Raw genomic sequence first — 13,836 nt, forward strand, 5'->3', positions numbered from 1 at the left:
GGCGACCCCAGGTCAAAATATGACTCGGGCCACCGAATAGGGCGCGTATCTGTGCCCGGAGAACGAATCCTCAATGACTGATGTCACATTCAGCACGCTCAACGTGCCGCAGCCCCTCGTCAACATTCTTGCCGCCGAGGGCAAAACCAACGCCTTTCCGATTCAGGTAGACACTCTTCCTGACACGCTCGCCGGTCGCGACGTGCTCGGCCGGGGAAAGACCGGCTCGGGCAAGACCCTCGCCTTCTCGATTCCAATGGTGGCTCGCCTCGGCACCCAGCTGGCAGGCGGGCGCCGCCGTGCTGGCCTGCCTCTTGGCCTCGTGCTCGCACCGACGCGCGAGCTCGCCACCCAGATCAATGCGGTTCTCGAGCCGCTTGCCAAGGCCTATGGAATGACCACCACCACGATCTTCGGCGGTATCAACCAGAACCGTCAGGTGCAGGCCCTCAAATCAGGTGTCGACATCATCGTCGCGTGCCCTGGTCGCCTTGAAGACCTCATGAAGCAGGGCTTCGTGAAGCTGAACGCCATCGAGATCACCGTCATCGATGAAGCTGACCACATGGCCGACCTGGGATTCTTGCCCGGTGTTACCCGCATCCTGTCGGCAACACCGACCGGAGGACAGCGGCTTCTTTTCAGCGCCACGCTCGACAACGGTGTAGACAAGCTCGTCAACCGCTTCTTGCAGAACGAGGTGCTCCACTCGGTCGATGAGGCCAACTCTCCCGTAGCGGCGATGACCCACCACGTGTTCACCCTCGATGGCGTCGACTCCAAGAACGAAGTCATCCGAACGCTTGCCTCGGGCACCGGCCGTCGCATTCTGTTCATGCGTACGAAGCACCAGGCCAAGAAGCTCGCCCAGAAGCTCACCGCGGCGGGCATTCCGGCTGTCGATCTGCACGGCAACCTCTCGCAGCCCGCGCGTGACCGCAACCTCGCCGCGTTCTCGTCGGGCGCCGCCAAGGTTCTTGTCGCCACCGATGTGGCCGCTCGTGGCGTGCACGTTGACGACGTCGAGTTGGTCATTCACGTTGACCCGCCTATGGAACACAAGGCGTACCTGCACCGCTCGGGCCGCACCGCCCGCGCGGGCGCCGAAGGCGCAGTGGTGACCTTGGTTCTGCCCGGTCAAGAGAAAGACGTCGCTCAGCTGCTGCGCAAGGCAGCGATTTCGGTCACGCCTACGCGTGTGACGCCGACCTCGCCCGAGGTAGCCGCACTCGTCGGCACGGTTGCCGCGTACGTCAAGCCCGCGCCGAAGGTCGAGCCGCAACGCGGTGGCGGCCGCAGCCAGGGTGCAAACGCACAGCGCAAGCGTGCCGCACGTGAAGGCGGCGGTCAGTCGCAGCCGCGTCGTGACCGTTCGGGGCGCCCCGCGCAGCGCAGCTCTGAAGCAGCTGGCGGCGGTCAGCGCTCAGGTGGACAGCGCAGCCAGGGCGGCTCGTCGAGCGGTGGTCAGCGTTCAGGCCAGCAGCACGCGGCTCCGCACCGCGACAGCTCACACCGTGATGCAGCGCCGGCAGGCAAGCCCCGTCAGTCGGGTTCGCGCCGTGCCTCGCATTCGGGTGGCTCGTCGAGCTTGATGGTTGGCTCGGTCGTTCGCGAGAACGGCGGCAACCGCCGTTCGGGTCGCTGACCCGCAGCATCCATGCTTCGAACTGCCCTTCCGCTCTTGCGGAGGGGCAGTTCTATTTTGACGCTTTGCGCTCGAGAATGAGATCGGCTGCGCGCTCGCCGATCGCAATCGCTGGCGCGTTGGTGTGCCCGCGGATGATCGTCGGCATCACCGAGGCGTCGACCACACGCAGGCCTTCGACGCCTCGCACCCGCAGTTGTGGGTCAACGACCGAGGTGGCGTCTAGGCCCATGCGCGCTGTTCCCACCGGATGGTAGAGCGTGTGGGAATACTGATCGACGGCGAGCTCTGCCCGCTCGGCGGCGCTCATCGTGGCGCCGTCGACGGGCTGTACCCACTCACCATTGGTGACTGCTTTCAACGCGTCGGTGGCGATGATCCGCTCGCACTCGGCAAGACCAGCAATCAGCGTCGCACGGTCGATGCCGTCTGGGTCTGACAGGTATGCGGGGTCGATGACGGCCTTGTCGTGGGGGTCTGCCGAGGCCAGGCGGATGGTGCCGCGGCTGCGCGGTCGCATCAGGATCGCTCCGACCGTGAGTCCCTCAGCGGGCAACGGGACGAGCCCTTCGCCAACGTAAGGCGCAGCGGCGAAGATGATCTCGATGTCAGCCAAACCCGCTCCCATTCCGGCTGCATCAGCGACCGGAGTGCGCACGAAGCCGCACGCTTCGGCAACGTTTGAGCTGAGCATACCCATGCGCGTGGTCAGATAGCGCGCGAGCTGGCCCGCACTCTCTGCGGTGTACAGGGTGCCGCCGAGTGCCCCCGGCGCCAATCCAGCGACGAGATGGTCTTGAAGGTTGCTGCCGACGTCAGAAGACTCTGCGACGAGCGGGATGCCATGATCAGCCAAGTGCTGTGCTGGTCCTATACCGCTGAGCATCAGAAGCTGTGGGGTGTTGACCGCGCCGCCGCAGAGAATCACTTCGCGGTTCGCGCGGGCATGATGGGTGACGCCGTTGATTTCAACGTAGACACCGGTCGCCTGAGGAACGGGGTCGTGGCTGAAGGTCACACGACGCACGAATGCGCCGGTAACAATGCGCAGGTTCTTTCGTCTGCGCGCGGGGCGCAGATAGGCGTCGGCGGTGGATGCTCGTGCTCCTCGCCGCTGCGCCACCATAGTTTGGCTGAAACCGAGGCCGGTGGGCTGGTTTGCCGGCACGACTTCGTGACCTGCTTCGCGCGCGGCTTCGAGGAATGCGGCGGTGTGTGGGCGAGGATCACGCTGATGCTCGACGCGCTGCGGGCCGCCGGTGCCCTGGGTTTTGTGGCTGACAGTTTCGTTGTCTTCGGCCCTCATGAAATAGGGGATCAGCGCATCCCATGACCAGCTGTCTCCGGCGAGCTCCGCCCATTCGTCATAGTCCGCGGCGAAGCCGCGCACCCACATCATCGCGTTGAGCGACGATGAGCCGCCGAGCGTCTTTCCTCGCGGCCAGAACACTGTTCGGCCGTTCAGCGAAGATTGCGCGACGGTGTCGTAATTCCAGTCGTACTTTCCTCGGAAGAGCTTCGAGAAAGCGGCCGGAATGTGCAACTCAAGCGCCTTGTCGGCATCGCCGGCTTCGAGCAGAAGAACCGAAACCGTTGGGTCTTCGCTGAGACGGGCGGCAAGCGTCGCGCCCGCTGAGCCTGCGCCGACGATCACATAGTCGGCGTCGAGGGCATGGCGACGCTTGCTCATGCGCCGAATGCCTTCGCGAGGGTCTTCGCGAGCCCGACCCAGTTGCGATCGATGCGGAAGCGCGTGAGGCCTTCGCTCACGCCTGCGCCGGTGCGCGAGGTGACAAACCACGGTGGCTTCGGCAACACCGAAAACGTGCCGGGCCGCATCACCGCGCCTACTGAGCGCGGGAACGGTCGGAATGGACCGCGCACGACTGATCGCTCGACACGGTCGAGCAACAGTGCGTTGTGCACAATTCCGATGCCACTTTCGACGTCTTCAAGACTCGCGCCAGGAAAACCGCCCCACGACAGGGTCGGCGTCAGGAACCCGAGCGCCGTCCAGGCGTTGATCGCGATGGTGCCGTATCGCAGGTCGGCCATCGACTGTTCGAAATTGTCGCCCAGCGTATCGAGCGTTCGCGGATCAATAATGACGTTTGCGCCAAGTGTTCCGATGAGCTTGTCGTTCGCGTGAGCCACGGCTGCATCGAGGAACTCTTGTCCGTTGCCGGTGAGCGCGACAACTCCTAGCACCGGAGCGAAGTACTCCGTCGTCTCGAGCGCGCTCGCGTCATCGTCGGCACCGATTTCGATGAGTGCACGAGTGCCCCCGGCGCACCAGTGGGCGTTCGGGTATGTGGAACCCGCGGTTTCCAGCTTCTCGTTGCTACGCGGGTACCACGCTGAGCGGCGGGGGGCCGCGTCATAGGCTGTTCGCAGAGCAGCAAGGAAGTCCTCGCGCTGTGCCCAGTCGCGGCTGATGATGACGACTTGACCAGCGATGCAGTTGTGCCCAGAATTCTGCAGTCGCATCGTGGTGATGTGCTCGGCCTGAAACTTCAGGTCGGCGTCGCTCCACTCGCCTGGAACCACAATGATGGGTGAAACCCCACCAAGTTCGGCGGTGATGGGTTTGGTCAGTTTGGGCTTGTTCTCACGGCGACGCTTGGTGGTTGCGGCGGACCCCGCACCTTTCGATGGACCCCAGACAATCGCGTCGAATGTGGTTGCTGCCCCGGTGATGTGCACGTGCGAGATTCGCGGGTGGGTCGTGAGATAGGCGCCCACCGCGCCGTCGCCTCGGATGATCTTCAAGAAGCCTGGCTCGATCAGCGGCGCGAGGGCACGTTCGAACACCGGCACGAGTGAGTCTTGGGTTGGGTTGACCTTCAGCAGCGCCACGCGGTTGTGGGCGAGCAGTTCATAGATGACGTCGAGCACCGGAATCGAGGTGATGTTTCCTGCTCCCAGCACTAGGCCAACGCCCCCCGAATCCGACGGGGTGAGCTGCGCGAGTCCGGCGCTTTCGCGAGCGTCGCGCTGTGTGACGCCGGGCTCAAACCAAATCTCGCCGGTGTAGCCCGAAAGAAGAAGAGAATCGACGCGGGAAAGGGGAAACACGTGCGCGCGGGTGCGGCCGCCAGCGGCAGTGTCGATCTTCACTGCGTTGAGAGGGCTCGCGCCCGCGGCGAGCGCACGAAGCGTCGAGCCGTAGGCTTCGAGAGCAGTCAGCGTGCCGTATGGTCCGGAAAGCCACTCTTCGCCGCGCAGCGGGTGACCGGGCTCAAGCTCTTTGGATATCGCCGCCGTGTCGGCCCACTCCTCGGCGACCGCGCCAACGGATGAGGCGAGTCGCTCCATCAGCGTTGCGCGCTGCGACAGCGTCAAGTGACTCCACATCTGAGAGCCGGTCTCGAGTCGATCGATATCGGCGTCGAGAGCTTTGCGCACCTCGTCAGCCAGGCCCGCTTTTGCTGTGGATGGCCGCTTCGCAGCGGATTTGGCTGGCGTTTTTGGCGATCCCTCAGGCAATGCGCTCTCCTTTGTGCGAGTGATCAGTCTATGTCGGCTCGCCGCAGCGGGTACTTGGCGAGCGCTACCAGGCTGACGGCAATGAGGATCGCTGGAACCAGGCTGAAGCTCACCACGATTCCTGTCACGGCGGCATCGGGTTGGATTACCAGTTCGCTCGCCGTCGAGGAGACATAGCCTGTGGTGGTGAGGATGACTGACAGCGTGGTGGCGCCGAGCGCGAACCCAACCGTCTCACCGGCAGTCCACACACCGCTGAATGCGCCGGCTTGGCCAGCACCGTGGGTGCGCTCGTCTGCCGAGATGACATCGGGAAGCATAGCCATCGGCAGAGACTGCATGCCCGCATAGGCGATTCCGCTCACAGCAACAGGCGCGTAGACCCATTCGCCTGGAATCCAGAGCGCAAGAATGATTGTGAGCGCCGCGATTGCGAAGATGACGCTTGAGATGGCAAATGCTCGCTCTTTGCCGATGCGACGAGCGATCGCGCCCCATACGGGAGCCGCGAACAGGGCCGGAGCGATAAGCGCCACGAAAAGCAGCTCGACGGCGGCTTCAGAATGAAGCACCCACGTCGCCACGTATTGCGCGCCAGCCAGCATGAGGCCGGTCGCTAAAGCCTGCAGCACGAACGTGGCAAGCAGCGCGCGGAAGGCGGGGCTTCGACGAAGCGCCGCGATACCCGCGGCATAGTGCGCGCGGATGCTTGTGCGAGGTGGGGGCGCGGTGGGTGCGATCCGTGCGGTCGCCGATGAAGAGGGCTGGATGCTGCTGCGTGCGGCGCGGCGAGTCACGGTGGTGGCGAGCAGCATCCCGACTCCGATGACCAATCCTGCGATGACGCCCATCACGAGATAGCCGGTGACCGGATCGTCGGTAATGCGGCGAAGCGCAGGGCCGCCAGCACCAAAGAGCAAGATGGCGAAGGTCAGCACGACAACGCGCCACGTCAGCAGCCGTGTGCGTTCGTTGTAGTCGGGGGTCAACTCTGCGGGCAGCGCGATGTACGGCACTTGGAACAGGCTGAACGCGGTCGCCGTGGCGGTGAACGCGATGACGACCCAGATCGCCCCAACGACGGGGCCCAGCGACGGGGGCACGGCGAAGGTGAGGGCGAAGAACACCGGCAGCGAGAGCGCACCGATGAGCATGAGGCGCCGCCGCGTGCCGTTGTGGATCAGGTCTCTGTCAGTCATCGCACCGATGATCGGGTCGATGACGACATCCCAGACCTTGGCTCCGGCGATGACCAGACCCGCCACTATCGCCGCGATGCCGAGCGAATCGGTCATGTAGTAGGTGAGCACGAGGCCCGGGAGGGTGGCGAAGCCGCCCGTGCCGAGAGACCCGATTGCGTAGCGCCAGATGCTGCTGACGGGCAGGCGCCCGGGGGTCGCCGACTTTTGCTGAGACGGCTCCGTGGTGTGCGCGGGCGTATCGTTCAGGGCACCGTCGGCGCCGCCGTGGGCATCATTGCTCATCGCAGAAGTGTAAGTCGCCGGGCGGCGACTTTCGTCGATCGACGACGTTTAGCCGCTAGGCGTCGCCGCCTTTATCGCCAGCCGCACGGCGACAAGCCCTTCGAGAACCTCTTCGAACGACGTAGACAGCGGTGACAATCCGATGCGCAGCCCGTGTGGGTCGCGGTAGTCGGGAATGATGTCGTTCTGCCACAGCGCAGCGGTCACCTCGCGCATCGTCGAGTGAGAGAGCGTTATGTGGCCCCCGCGGTGATCGGCTTCGCGCGGTGAGGCAACAGTGACTCCCAGCCCAGAAAGCAACGCGTCGCTCACGCGCAACGCGAACTCGGTGAGTTGCACAGATTTCTCTCGCACTGCCGCAATGCCGACGCGCTCGATCAGTGCCAGCGTGTCTTGCATCGCGAGCATGCCGGTGATCGGCGGCGTGCCCGACAAGAACCGGCGCATGCCTTCGGCGGGGCGATACTCAGGCCCCATCGCGAAGACGTCAGCGGTGCCCATCCAGCCCTGGATGGGCTGCGTCAACGTGTCTTGCAGGCGCGATGCCACGTAGGCGAAGGCGGGGGAACCCGGCCCGCCGTTGAGGTACTTGTAGGTGCAGCCGACCGCGAGGTCGAAGCCCCACTCATCGGCGTGCACTGGCACGGAGCCCGCAGAGTGGCACAGATCCCACAGCACGAGCGCGCCCGCGTCGTGTGCGATGGTGGTCAGCGCTCGCGCGTCGGCAAGATAGCCCGAGCGATAGGCCACGTGCGACAGCAAGACCACGGCGGTTTCAGCTCCGACCGCTGCGCTCAATGCGTCAGCCGTCACGCCGCCGTCCAGTTCGACGTCGATCCAGCGCACGCGCCCGCCTCGTTCTCGGGCAATCCCCTCGACGAGGTATCGATCGGTGGGAAAACTATCGCGGTCGACCACGATCTCCACGCGTGCGGAATCTGACGCGTGTTGCGCATCAAACGCCGCGCGCAGCAGTTTGTACAGCAGCACCGTAGTCGAGTCGCCCACCACCGTCTGGCCCGCCGATGCACCGATCGCAGCGCGACCGATCGTGTCGCCGATCTCGAACGGCAGCTGCATCCAGGTTTCGTCCCATCCACGAATGAGGCGACCGCCCCACTCGTGCTCTGCGAACGAGGTCAGGCGCTCCACACTCGCACGCAGCGGACGCCCGAGTGAGTTGCCGTCGAAGTACACCAGTGAAGTGTCGGCGCCGACGAACTCCTCGCGCACCTCAGCAAGTCCGTCAGCGAGGTCAAGCGCAGCCGCTGCGGCGGCGAAGTCTTCGATGGCCTGTGAATATTCGCTGTCAGTCATCGTGCACCAGCTCCTCGTGTGGAACGACGGTGGCATTCGCCAGCCATCGGGGGATGTCTTCAATAGACGCGGGCGGGTCACCCGGAATGAAGGTGGCGACGCCAGCCAGGGCATCGCTGTAGGGCCATGCATCGATGAGGGTGTCGATCAGGGCGCTGCCCTGGATCCCTGCGGCATGTATCGCCGCGACCTCGCGTACATTGATGCCGACAGGCAGCTCACCGTTGCCTAGATCAGTGCCGTACAGCACGCGGCCGTCGGCGGCGGCGAAAGCGGCCAGGTTCTGCGTGGCATGTGAGATCGCTGCGGGAGCATCGCGATGAATGTCGAGCGTTGAGACCCACTGCTGCCCCGCCTCGACGCACTCGCTCACCAGATCTGGGGTGAGCGCTTCGCTGAAGGGAGCATGAGCCAGCACGTCGACTTCTGCATCGAGCGCGAGGCGCAGCATCCCCTCGCCTTGCACATGAGCCACAACGGGGAGTGAGTTCTCATGCGCAACTTCAACAATCGCGCCCAGAGTCGCAGCGTCGAAGACTGCGGTGTCCGAGTGCAGAGCGATTTTGATGACGGCGGCACCGAAGGCCACCTGCTCTTCGACCGCTGTTGCTGCGCCGCCCGCCACGCCCGGATGCAGTGACGAATCAGTGACCTCGCGCCAGATGGAGCTGGGGGCCCAAGTGCGTCCGCTCGGATAACCACCCTGAGCAGTGAGAATCGCACCCGCGTAGGCCAGATGCGGAATGAGCTCGAGGGGGCGGCGAGCGAGTGCGACCGGGTCGCCGCCAAGATCCACCACCCCGGCGATGCCCCCCGCGGCGAATCCTGACTCATCAATGAGGTGCAGATGGACGTGGTGATCGATGAAAGGCGGCAACGCCACGCCATGGCTGCCTGTCAACGCGGTGCGGCACAGCACCGCACTCGGCCCGAGCAGGGCGCGCAACGCGAACGGGTTGCCGTTCATCGGCCTATCTCAGTGCGCACGGCGAACAGTTCAGGAAAGAAGGTCAGCTGGAGCGCTCGCTGCAAAAACGGAACGCCGCTCGATCCGCCGGTGCCGTGCTTGAAGCCGATGATTCGCTCGACGGTCTTGAGATGCCTGAAACGCCAGAGCTGAAAGTTGTCTTCAAGGTCGACGAGCTCTTCGCAGGTCTCGTAAGCCTCCCAATGGGATTTGGGGTCTTCATAGATCGCGGTGAGCACGGGCACCAACTCGGGCGAAAACGTCCATGCCTGAGTGACGTCACGCTCAAGAAGCTCGGCGGGAATCTGGTAGCCCCTGCGAGCGAGCAGCCGAAGGAACTCGTCGTAGAGACTCGGAGCCTGTAACGCGGAGTTGACCAGCTCGTGTGCGGCGGCGTCGTTCTCGAAGACGCGGAGCATCGCGGCGTTCTTGTTGCCGAGGGTGAACTCGATAGACCGATACTGCGCAGACTGAAAGCCGCTCGCGTTGCCCAGCACGGCACGGAACTGCGCGTACTCGGCGGGAGTCAACGTCGCCAGCACCGACCACTGTTCGGTCAGGGTGCGCTGAATGTGCTTCACTCGCGCAACACACTTGAGCGCAGGTGCAAGGTTGTCATCGCGCAGATACCTGCAGGCGGCGCCCAGCTCGTGCAGCACCAGCTTCAGCCACAGCTCAGTGGTCTGATGCTGAATGATGAACAGCAGTTCGTCATGATGCTCGGGAGAGCTCAGCGGGCGCTGCGCAGACAGCAACGTGGCGAGATCGAGATACCCGCCGTAGCTCATGCGATCGGCAAAGTCGGTGACTACCGACTCTTCGATGGCTCGGGTGTTTCGATCGACGCCTTCGCTCACACGCTCAGCCTACGGCCGCGCGGTGTTTCTCGCTGGGGGATCAGCGTGTTCAGATCAGCGAAAGCTCGCGCAGCTTCGACTCGACATCGGCGTTCGACGGCTCGACGTGGTGAGACGCGTCGGGGTAGACGACGACAGGAATGTTCGTGCGCCCCGAGACTTCACGCGCCACATCTGCCGCAGCAGGATCAGCGACCAGGTCAACGTAGGTGTACTCGACGCCAAGGGTGTCGAGCTGTGCCTTCGTGCGTACGCAGTCGCGGCACCAGTCCGCGCCGAAAAGGGTGATTGTGGTCGAATCAGTCATGGTTCTATTCTGCGGGCATTTTGACGGGCGGGCGCTGCGCGGTCTGTGCAGAACTCGTCTCACACCGCTCGGGCATGCGACGATGAGAGGTAGTGCAACTGTCGATCATCGTTCCCACGTTCAATGAGGCTCCGAACATCGCGGAGCTTGTTCGGCGTGTCACGGCGAGTGTCTCGAGCCTCGACGCCGAGATTGTGTTCGTCGATGACAGCACGGATGCTACGCCCGGCGTCATTCGCGAAGTGGCGAAAACAGCCACCATGCCAGTCCGGCTGATTCACCGTGAGACCCGCGAGGGAGGGCTCGGCGGAGCGGTTATCGAAGGGTTCGTGGCCGCCGAGGCCGATCTGTGCGTGGTGATCGACGGCGACCTGCAGCATCCACCAGAAAAGATTATCGAGCTGTGGGAGCGCTTTGCTCAGGGTGATGTCGACATCGTGACCGCCTCGCGGTATGCGGGTGGCGGCACAGCCAACGGTCTCGCTGACCGCACGCGCGTGTTGGTATCGAAGGCGTCGACCGCCGTGACGAAGGCGATGTTTCCCGTCAAGCTGCACGACGTCACCGATCCGATGACGGGCTTCTTCATGATCGATCGTCGCTCGGTTGACTCGGCAATTCTGAAACCGCGCGGATTCAAGATTCTGCTTGAGATTCTTGCGCGTCGGAACTTTCGCGTCGCCGAGATACCGTTCGATTTCGCGGGCCGCCATGCGGGCGAGTCGAAGGCTTCGATGCGTCAGGGCTTGCACTTTCTCACCCAGCTCACCGCGCTGCGGTTCGGAAAGATGTCGTTGTTTGCGGTGATCGGTGCGCTCGGAGCCGTGGCGAACGTTGCGATCGTATGGGCATTGACCGGGTTGGACGTCGACTACATCTGGGCGGCGATCATCGCGGCCGAGGCGACGATCCTCGGCAACTTCGTGCTGCAAGAGCGCTTCGTGTTTCACGACATGCGCGACCAGGCCTCCAGCATGTGGATGCGCTTCGTGAAGTCATTCACCTTCAACAACGCGGAGGCACTGATCAGAATCCCGATCATCGCGCTGATGGTTGAATCTGGACACTTCTCGGCCGTCATCGCCACAGCGATCACGCTTGTGTTCGCGTTCGTGTTGCGTTTTGTCTTCCACTCACTGGTGGTCTACGCGCCCAAGAAGCCGGGGGAGGCGCCCAGTAGGGCGCGTCAGTTGGCGGAAGAGATCGACGAGCAGCTCATGACCCCCGGCGAGCTCTAGACGGAGTCACTCCCCAGCGAGCACGCCTGCGCGACGCAACGACGTCCGATTGCGAACCAGGCGAGAGGTCCGAAGAGCGGAACGAAGATGATGAGCAGCACCCACATCAGCCGCTCGGTCAGACTGAGCCACTTGGTCGCTCGCCACCAAGACACCATCGCGACGATCGCCAGAACCGCAATTGCGAGCATCACCATCGACCAGGCGACGTCGTAGCCAGCGGGAATCAGCGGGTTGTCGACGGCAGACATAGCGCGAGAATACCCGACTACGCTGACCGTGTGACTACTCTCATTTTGACCGTCGTCGGAGATGACCGGGCTGGCCTCGTGGCCAAGATCGCAGAGATCGTAGAGCACCACGGCGGCAACTGGGAGAACAGCGAACTCGCCGAGCTCGCGGGAACCTTCGCAGGGGTGATCCAGGTCTCAGTGGCAGCCGAGCGGGCTGATGATCTGCGCGCTGCGCTCGATATTCTGGAAGGTCTGCTCGCCGTCACCGTGCACAGCACCGCAGAGAGCGATTCGAGCGAAAGGGATGCGCAACTGGTGACCGTGCGTGTGCTCGGCAATGACCGGGCGGGCATCGTTCGGGATATCTCTTCGGTGCTCAGCGCTCACGACATCAGCATTGATCGGCTCACAACCGAGACGAGAGATGCGGCGATGTTCGGCGGTCGCCTGTTCGAGGCGACCGTGGTTGCGAACGTGGCAGCATCCATCGATCTGGCGGCAGTGCAAGACGATCTCGAAAAGCTTGCCGCCGAGATTCAGGTGGATGTCACGTTTGAGCGCTGAGCGCTCGCCGACTCAGTTGCGGTGTTCGCGGTAGTAGGCGAGGAGTGACTGGGTTGACGCATCTTGCGCGTCGATCGCTGCGGTGTCGCCTTCGATCGCCGGAGCGATCTGCATGGCGAGCTGCTTGCCGAGTTCGACACCCCACTGGTCGAACGAGTTGATGCCCCAGATCACACCCTGCGTGAAGGTGATGTGTTCGTAGAGCGCGATGAGCTGACCGAGCACCGGCGGGGTGAGCGAAAGCGCGAAGATCGACGTTGTCGGTCGGTTGCCACCGAAGGTGCGTGCTGCCACCAGAGCGCCAGTCGTGCCCTCGGCTTCAACTTCTGCGGCCGTCTTGCCGAAGGCGAGGGCTTTCGTCTGGGCCAGAAAGTTCGCGAGGAACAGCCCGTGCACGTCGGCGCCGCCGTCTTCAAGCGGGTAGGCGGGATTGACGAACGCGATGAAATCGGCGGGAATCAGCCGCGTGCCCTGGTGGATGAGCTGGTAGAACGCATGCTGTCCGTTCGTGCCCGGCTCGCCCCAGAACACCTCTCCGGTGTCTGTCGTGACGGGGGAGCCATCCCAACGAACCGACTTGCCGTTCGACTCCATGGTGAGCTGCTGCAGATACGCCGCAAAACGGTGCATCTGCTGTGCGTAGGGCAAAACGGCGTGCGATTGCGATCCGAGAAAGTTGGAGTACCAGATGTTGAGCAGCCCCATGAGCACAGGAACATTCTCGTGGAGAGGCTGCGTGCGCACGTGCTCATCGACGGCATGAAAGCCGGCCAGCAGTTCGCGAAACACTTCGGGTCCGAGAGCAATCGCGAGCGACGTGCCGATGGCGCTGTCGACCGAATAGCGGCCACCCACCCAGTCCCAGAACCCGAATGCGTTCTCGGTGTCGATGCCAAAGTCAGCAACCTTGTCGAGCGCGGTCGACACTGCGATGAAGTGGTGGGCGACCGCATCGGTTCGGGATGCCTCATCGTCGCCGATGACGCCCGCTTCGGCGAGCTTCGTCCACAGCCACTGGCGCGCGAGTCGTGCGTTCGTGAGTGTTTCGAGGGTCGTGAAAGTCTTGGATGCCACGATGAACAGGGTTGTCTCAGGATCGAGGTCAGCCGTGGCCTGGGCGATGTCTGTCGGGTCGATATTCGACACGAAGCGCGCTTCGATGCCTGCGTCGGCGTAGGGCTTGAGCGCTTCGTAGATCATGACTGGGCCTAGATCGCTGCCGCCGATGCCGATATTGACGACGTGCGTCACCTTCTTACCGGTCACGCCCTTCCATTCGCCGCTGCGCACACGCGCGGCGAATGCGTCGATTCGCGCGAGCACGTGCTGCACGTCTTCATCGATCTGCTGGCCGTCGACGACGAGTGCGGGGCTTGCGCCCGCGGGTCGGCGAAGCGCGGTGTGAAGCACGGCACGGTCTTCGGTGGTGTTGATGTGCTCACCGGCGAGCATCGACGCGTAGCGCTCGGCGACGCCGGTCTGCTCGGCGAGGCGCACGAGCGAGGCGACGATGTCGTCGGTCGCGAGGTTCTTCGACAGGTCGACTCGCAGGTCGGCGAGGTCGAACGTCAGGCGCTCCACTCGACCAGGATCGTTGGCGAACCATTCGCGCAGGTCGGGGGAGAACCCGGCCTGATGGGCGAGCAGTTCGGCCCAGGCGGACGTGGCGGTGGCGTCAATCGGTGCAGTCACGAGACAAACGCTACCCATTCTGGAGCGGTCGCGGGGATCGGCGAGC

General features: G+C 63.7%; 12 protein-coding genes. 3 read left to right on the forward strand and 9 right to left on the reverse strand.

Annotated elements, in window-relative coordinates; all coding sequences use genetic code 11:
- Nucleotides 1–73 precede the first annotated feature (73 nt).
- Nucleotides 74–1,645 carry a DEAD/DEAH box helicase gene (locus tag WDU96_RS02160; protein ID WP_337336841.1) on the forward strand — a complete coding sequence of 524 codons (1,572 nt, stop codon included), beginning with the start codon at nucleotides 74–76 and terminating at the stop codon, nucleotides 1,643–1,645.
- A gap of 52 nt (nucleotides 1,646–1,697) precedes the next feature.
- Here WDU96_RS02160 and WDU96_RS02165 read toward each other — a convergent pair whose 3' ends face one another.
- The 7 genes from WDU96_RS02165 to WDU96_RS02195 are packed head-to-tail and all read right to left on the reverse strand — an operon-like array spanning nucleotide 1,698 to nucleotide 10,063.
- Nucleotides 1,698–3,335, reverse strand: coding sequence for a GMC family oxidoreductase (locus tag WDU96_RS02165; RefSeq protein WP_337336842.1), 1,638 nt, complete (start codon nucleotides 3,333–3,335; stop codon nucleotides 1,698–1,700).
- Nucleotides 3,332–5,131, reverse strand: a complete 1,800-nt coding sequence (locus WDU96_RS02170) for an aldehyde dehydrogenase family protein (RefSeq protein ID WP_337336843.1) — start codon at nucleotides 5,129–5,131, stop codon at nucleotides 3,332–3,334. Before WDU96_RS02170 ends, WDU96_RS02165 begins: the two co-directional genes overlap by 4 nt.
- 23 nt (nucleotides 5,132–5,154) lie before the next feature.
- Nucleotides 5,155–6,615: an MFS transporter gene (locus tag WDU96_RS02175; protein WP_337336844.1), complete on the reverse strand. Its 1,461-nt coding sequence runs from the start codon at nucleotides 6,613–6,615 to the stop codon at nucleotides 5,155–5,157.
- Nucleotides 6,616–6,663: 48 nt separating this feature from the next.
- Nucleotides 6,664–7,932 carry a kynureninase gene (locus WDU96_RS02180; RefSeq protein ID WP_337336845.1) on the reverse strand — a complete coding sequence of 423 codons (1,269 nt, stop codon included), beginning with the start codon at nucleotides 7,930–7,932 and terminating at the stop codon, nucleotides 6,664–6,666.
- The gene (locus WDU96_RS02185) at nucleotides 7,925–8,899 is read right to left on the reverse strand and encodes a hypothetical protein (protein WP_337336846.1); all 975 of its coding nucleotides are present in this window, start codon (nucleotides 8,897–8,899) and stop codon (nucleotides 7,925–7,927) included. Before WDU96_RS02185 ends, WDU96_RS02180 begins: the two co-directional genes overlap by 8 nt.
- Nucleotides 8,896–9,756 carry a tryptophan 2,3-dioxygenase gene (kynA, locus tag WDU96_RS02190; RefSeq protein ID WP_337336847.1) on the reverse strand — a complete coding sequence of 287 codons (861 nt, stop codon included), beginning with the start codon at nucleotides 9,754–9,756 and terminating at the stop codon, nucleotides 8,896–8,898. The genes WDU96_RS02185 and kynA overlap by 4 nt, the downstream gene beginning before the upstream one ends.
- Nucleotides 9,757–9,805: 49 nt before the next feature.
- On the reverse strand, nucleotides 9,806–10,063 hold the full coding sequence (locus tag WDU96_RS02195; protein ID WP_337336848.1) for a glutaredoxin family protein: 258 nt from the start codon (nucleotides 10,061–10,063) through the stop codon (nucleotides 9,806–9,808).
- 92 nt (nucleotides 10,064–10,155) lie between these two features.
- Here WDU96_RS02195 and WDU96_RS02200 point away from each other — a divergent pair, with 92 nt between their 5' ends.
- Nucleotides 10,156–11,301 carry a glycosyltransferase family 2 protein gene (locus tag WDU96_RS02200; protein WP_337336849.1) on the forward strand — a complete coding sequence of 382 codons (1,146 nt, stop codon included), beginning with the start codon at nucleotides 10,156–10,158 and terminating at the stop codon, nucleotides 11,299–11,301.
- Here WDU96_RS02200 and WDU96_RS02205 read toward each other — a convergent pair.
- Complete coding sequence (locus WDU96_RS02205; protein WP_337336850.1) at nucleotides 11,298–11,552, reverse strand: PLDc N-terminal domain-containing protein; 255 nt, start codon at nucleotides 11,550–11,552, stop codon at nucleotides 11,298–11,300. The genes WDU96_RS02200 and WDU96_RS02205 overlap by 4 nt on opposite strands.
- A gap of 30 nt (nucleotides 11,553–11,582) precedes the next feature.
- Between WDU96_RS02205 and WDU96_RS02210 the strand changes: the two genes are divergently transcribed.
- Nucleotides 11,583–12,098 (forward strand): glycine cleavage system transcriptional repressor, encoded by a 516-nt coding sequence (locus WDU96_RS02210; protein ID WP_337336851.1) that lies wholly within the window; start codon nucleotides 11,583–11,585, stop codon nucleotides 12,096–12,098.
- 12 nt (nucleotides 12,099–12,110) lie between these two features.
- Here the strand turns inward: WDU96_RS02210 and pgi are convergent, their stop codons facing one another.
- Nucleotides 12,111–13,808, reverse strand: a complete 1,698-nt coding sequence (gene pgi / locus WDU96_RS02215) for a glucose-6-phosphate isomerase (RefSeq protein ID WP_337336852.1) — start codon at nucleotides 13,806–13,808, stop codon at nucleotides 12,111–12,113.
- Nucleotides 13,809–13,836: the final 28 nt, after the last annotated feature.

Source organism: Microbacterium marmarense (genome assembly GCF_037204165.1).
GTDB classification, from domain to species: Bacteria; Actinomycetota; Actinomycetes; order Actinomycetales; family Microbacteriaceae; genus Microbacterium; species Microbacterium marmarense.

Bases quoted from the DNA above. Each gene is read 5' to 3' on its own strand.
- WDU96_RS02185 (WP_337336846.1), bottom strand. From the start codon at position 8,899: ATGAACGGCAACCCGTTCGCGTTGCGCGCCCTGCTCGGGCCGAGTGCG.
- WDU96_RS02175 (WP_337336844.1), bottom strand. From the start codon at position 6,615: ATGAGCAATGATGCCCACGGCGGCGCCGACGGTGCCCTGAACGATACG.
- WDU96_RS02180 (WP_337336845.1), bottom strand. From the start codon at position 7,932: ATGACTGACAGCGAATATTCACAGGCCATCGAAGACTTCGCCGCCGCA.
- WDU96_RS02160 (WP_337336841.1), top strand. From the start codon at position 74: ATGACTGATGTCACATTCAGCACGCTCAACGTGCCGCAGCCCCTCGTC.
- WDU96_RS02205 (WP_337336850.1), bottom strand. From the start codon at position 11,552: ATGTCTGCCGTCGACAACCCGCTGATTCCCGCTGGCTACGACGTCGCC.
- WDU96_RS02165 (WP_337336842.1), bottom strand. From the start codon at position 3,335: ATGAGCAAGCGTCGCCATGCCCTCGACGCCGACTATGTGATCGTCGGC.
- WDU96_RS02195 (WP_337336848.1), bottom strand. From the start codon at position 10,063: ATGACTGATTCGACCACAATCACCCTTTTCGGCGCGGACTGGTGCCGC.
- pgi (WP_337336852.1), bottom strand. From the start codon at position 13,808: ATGGGTAGCGTTTGTCTCGTGACTGCACCGATTGACGCCACCGCCACG.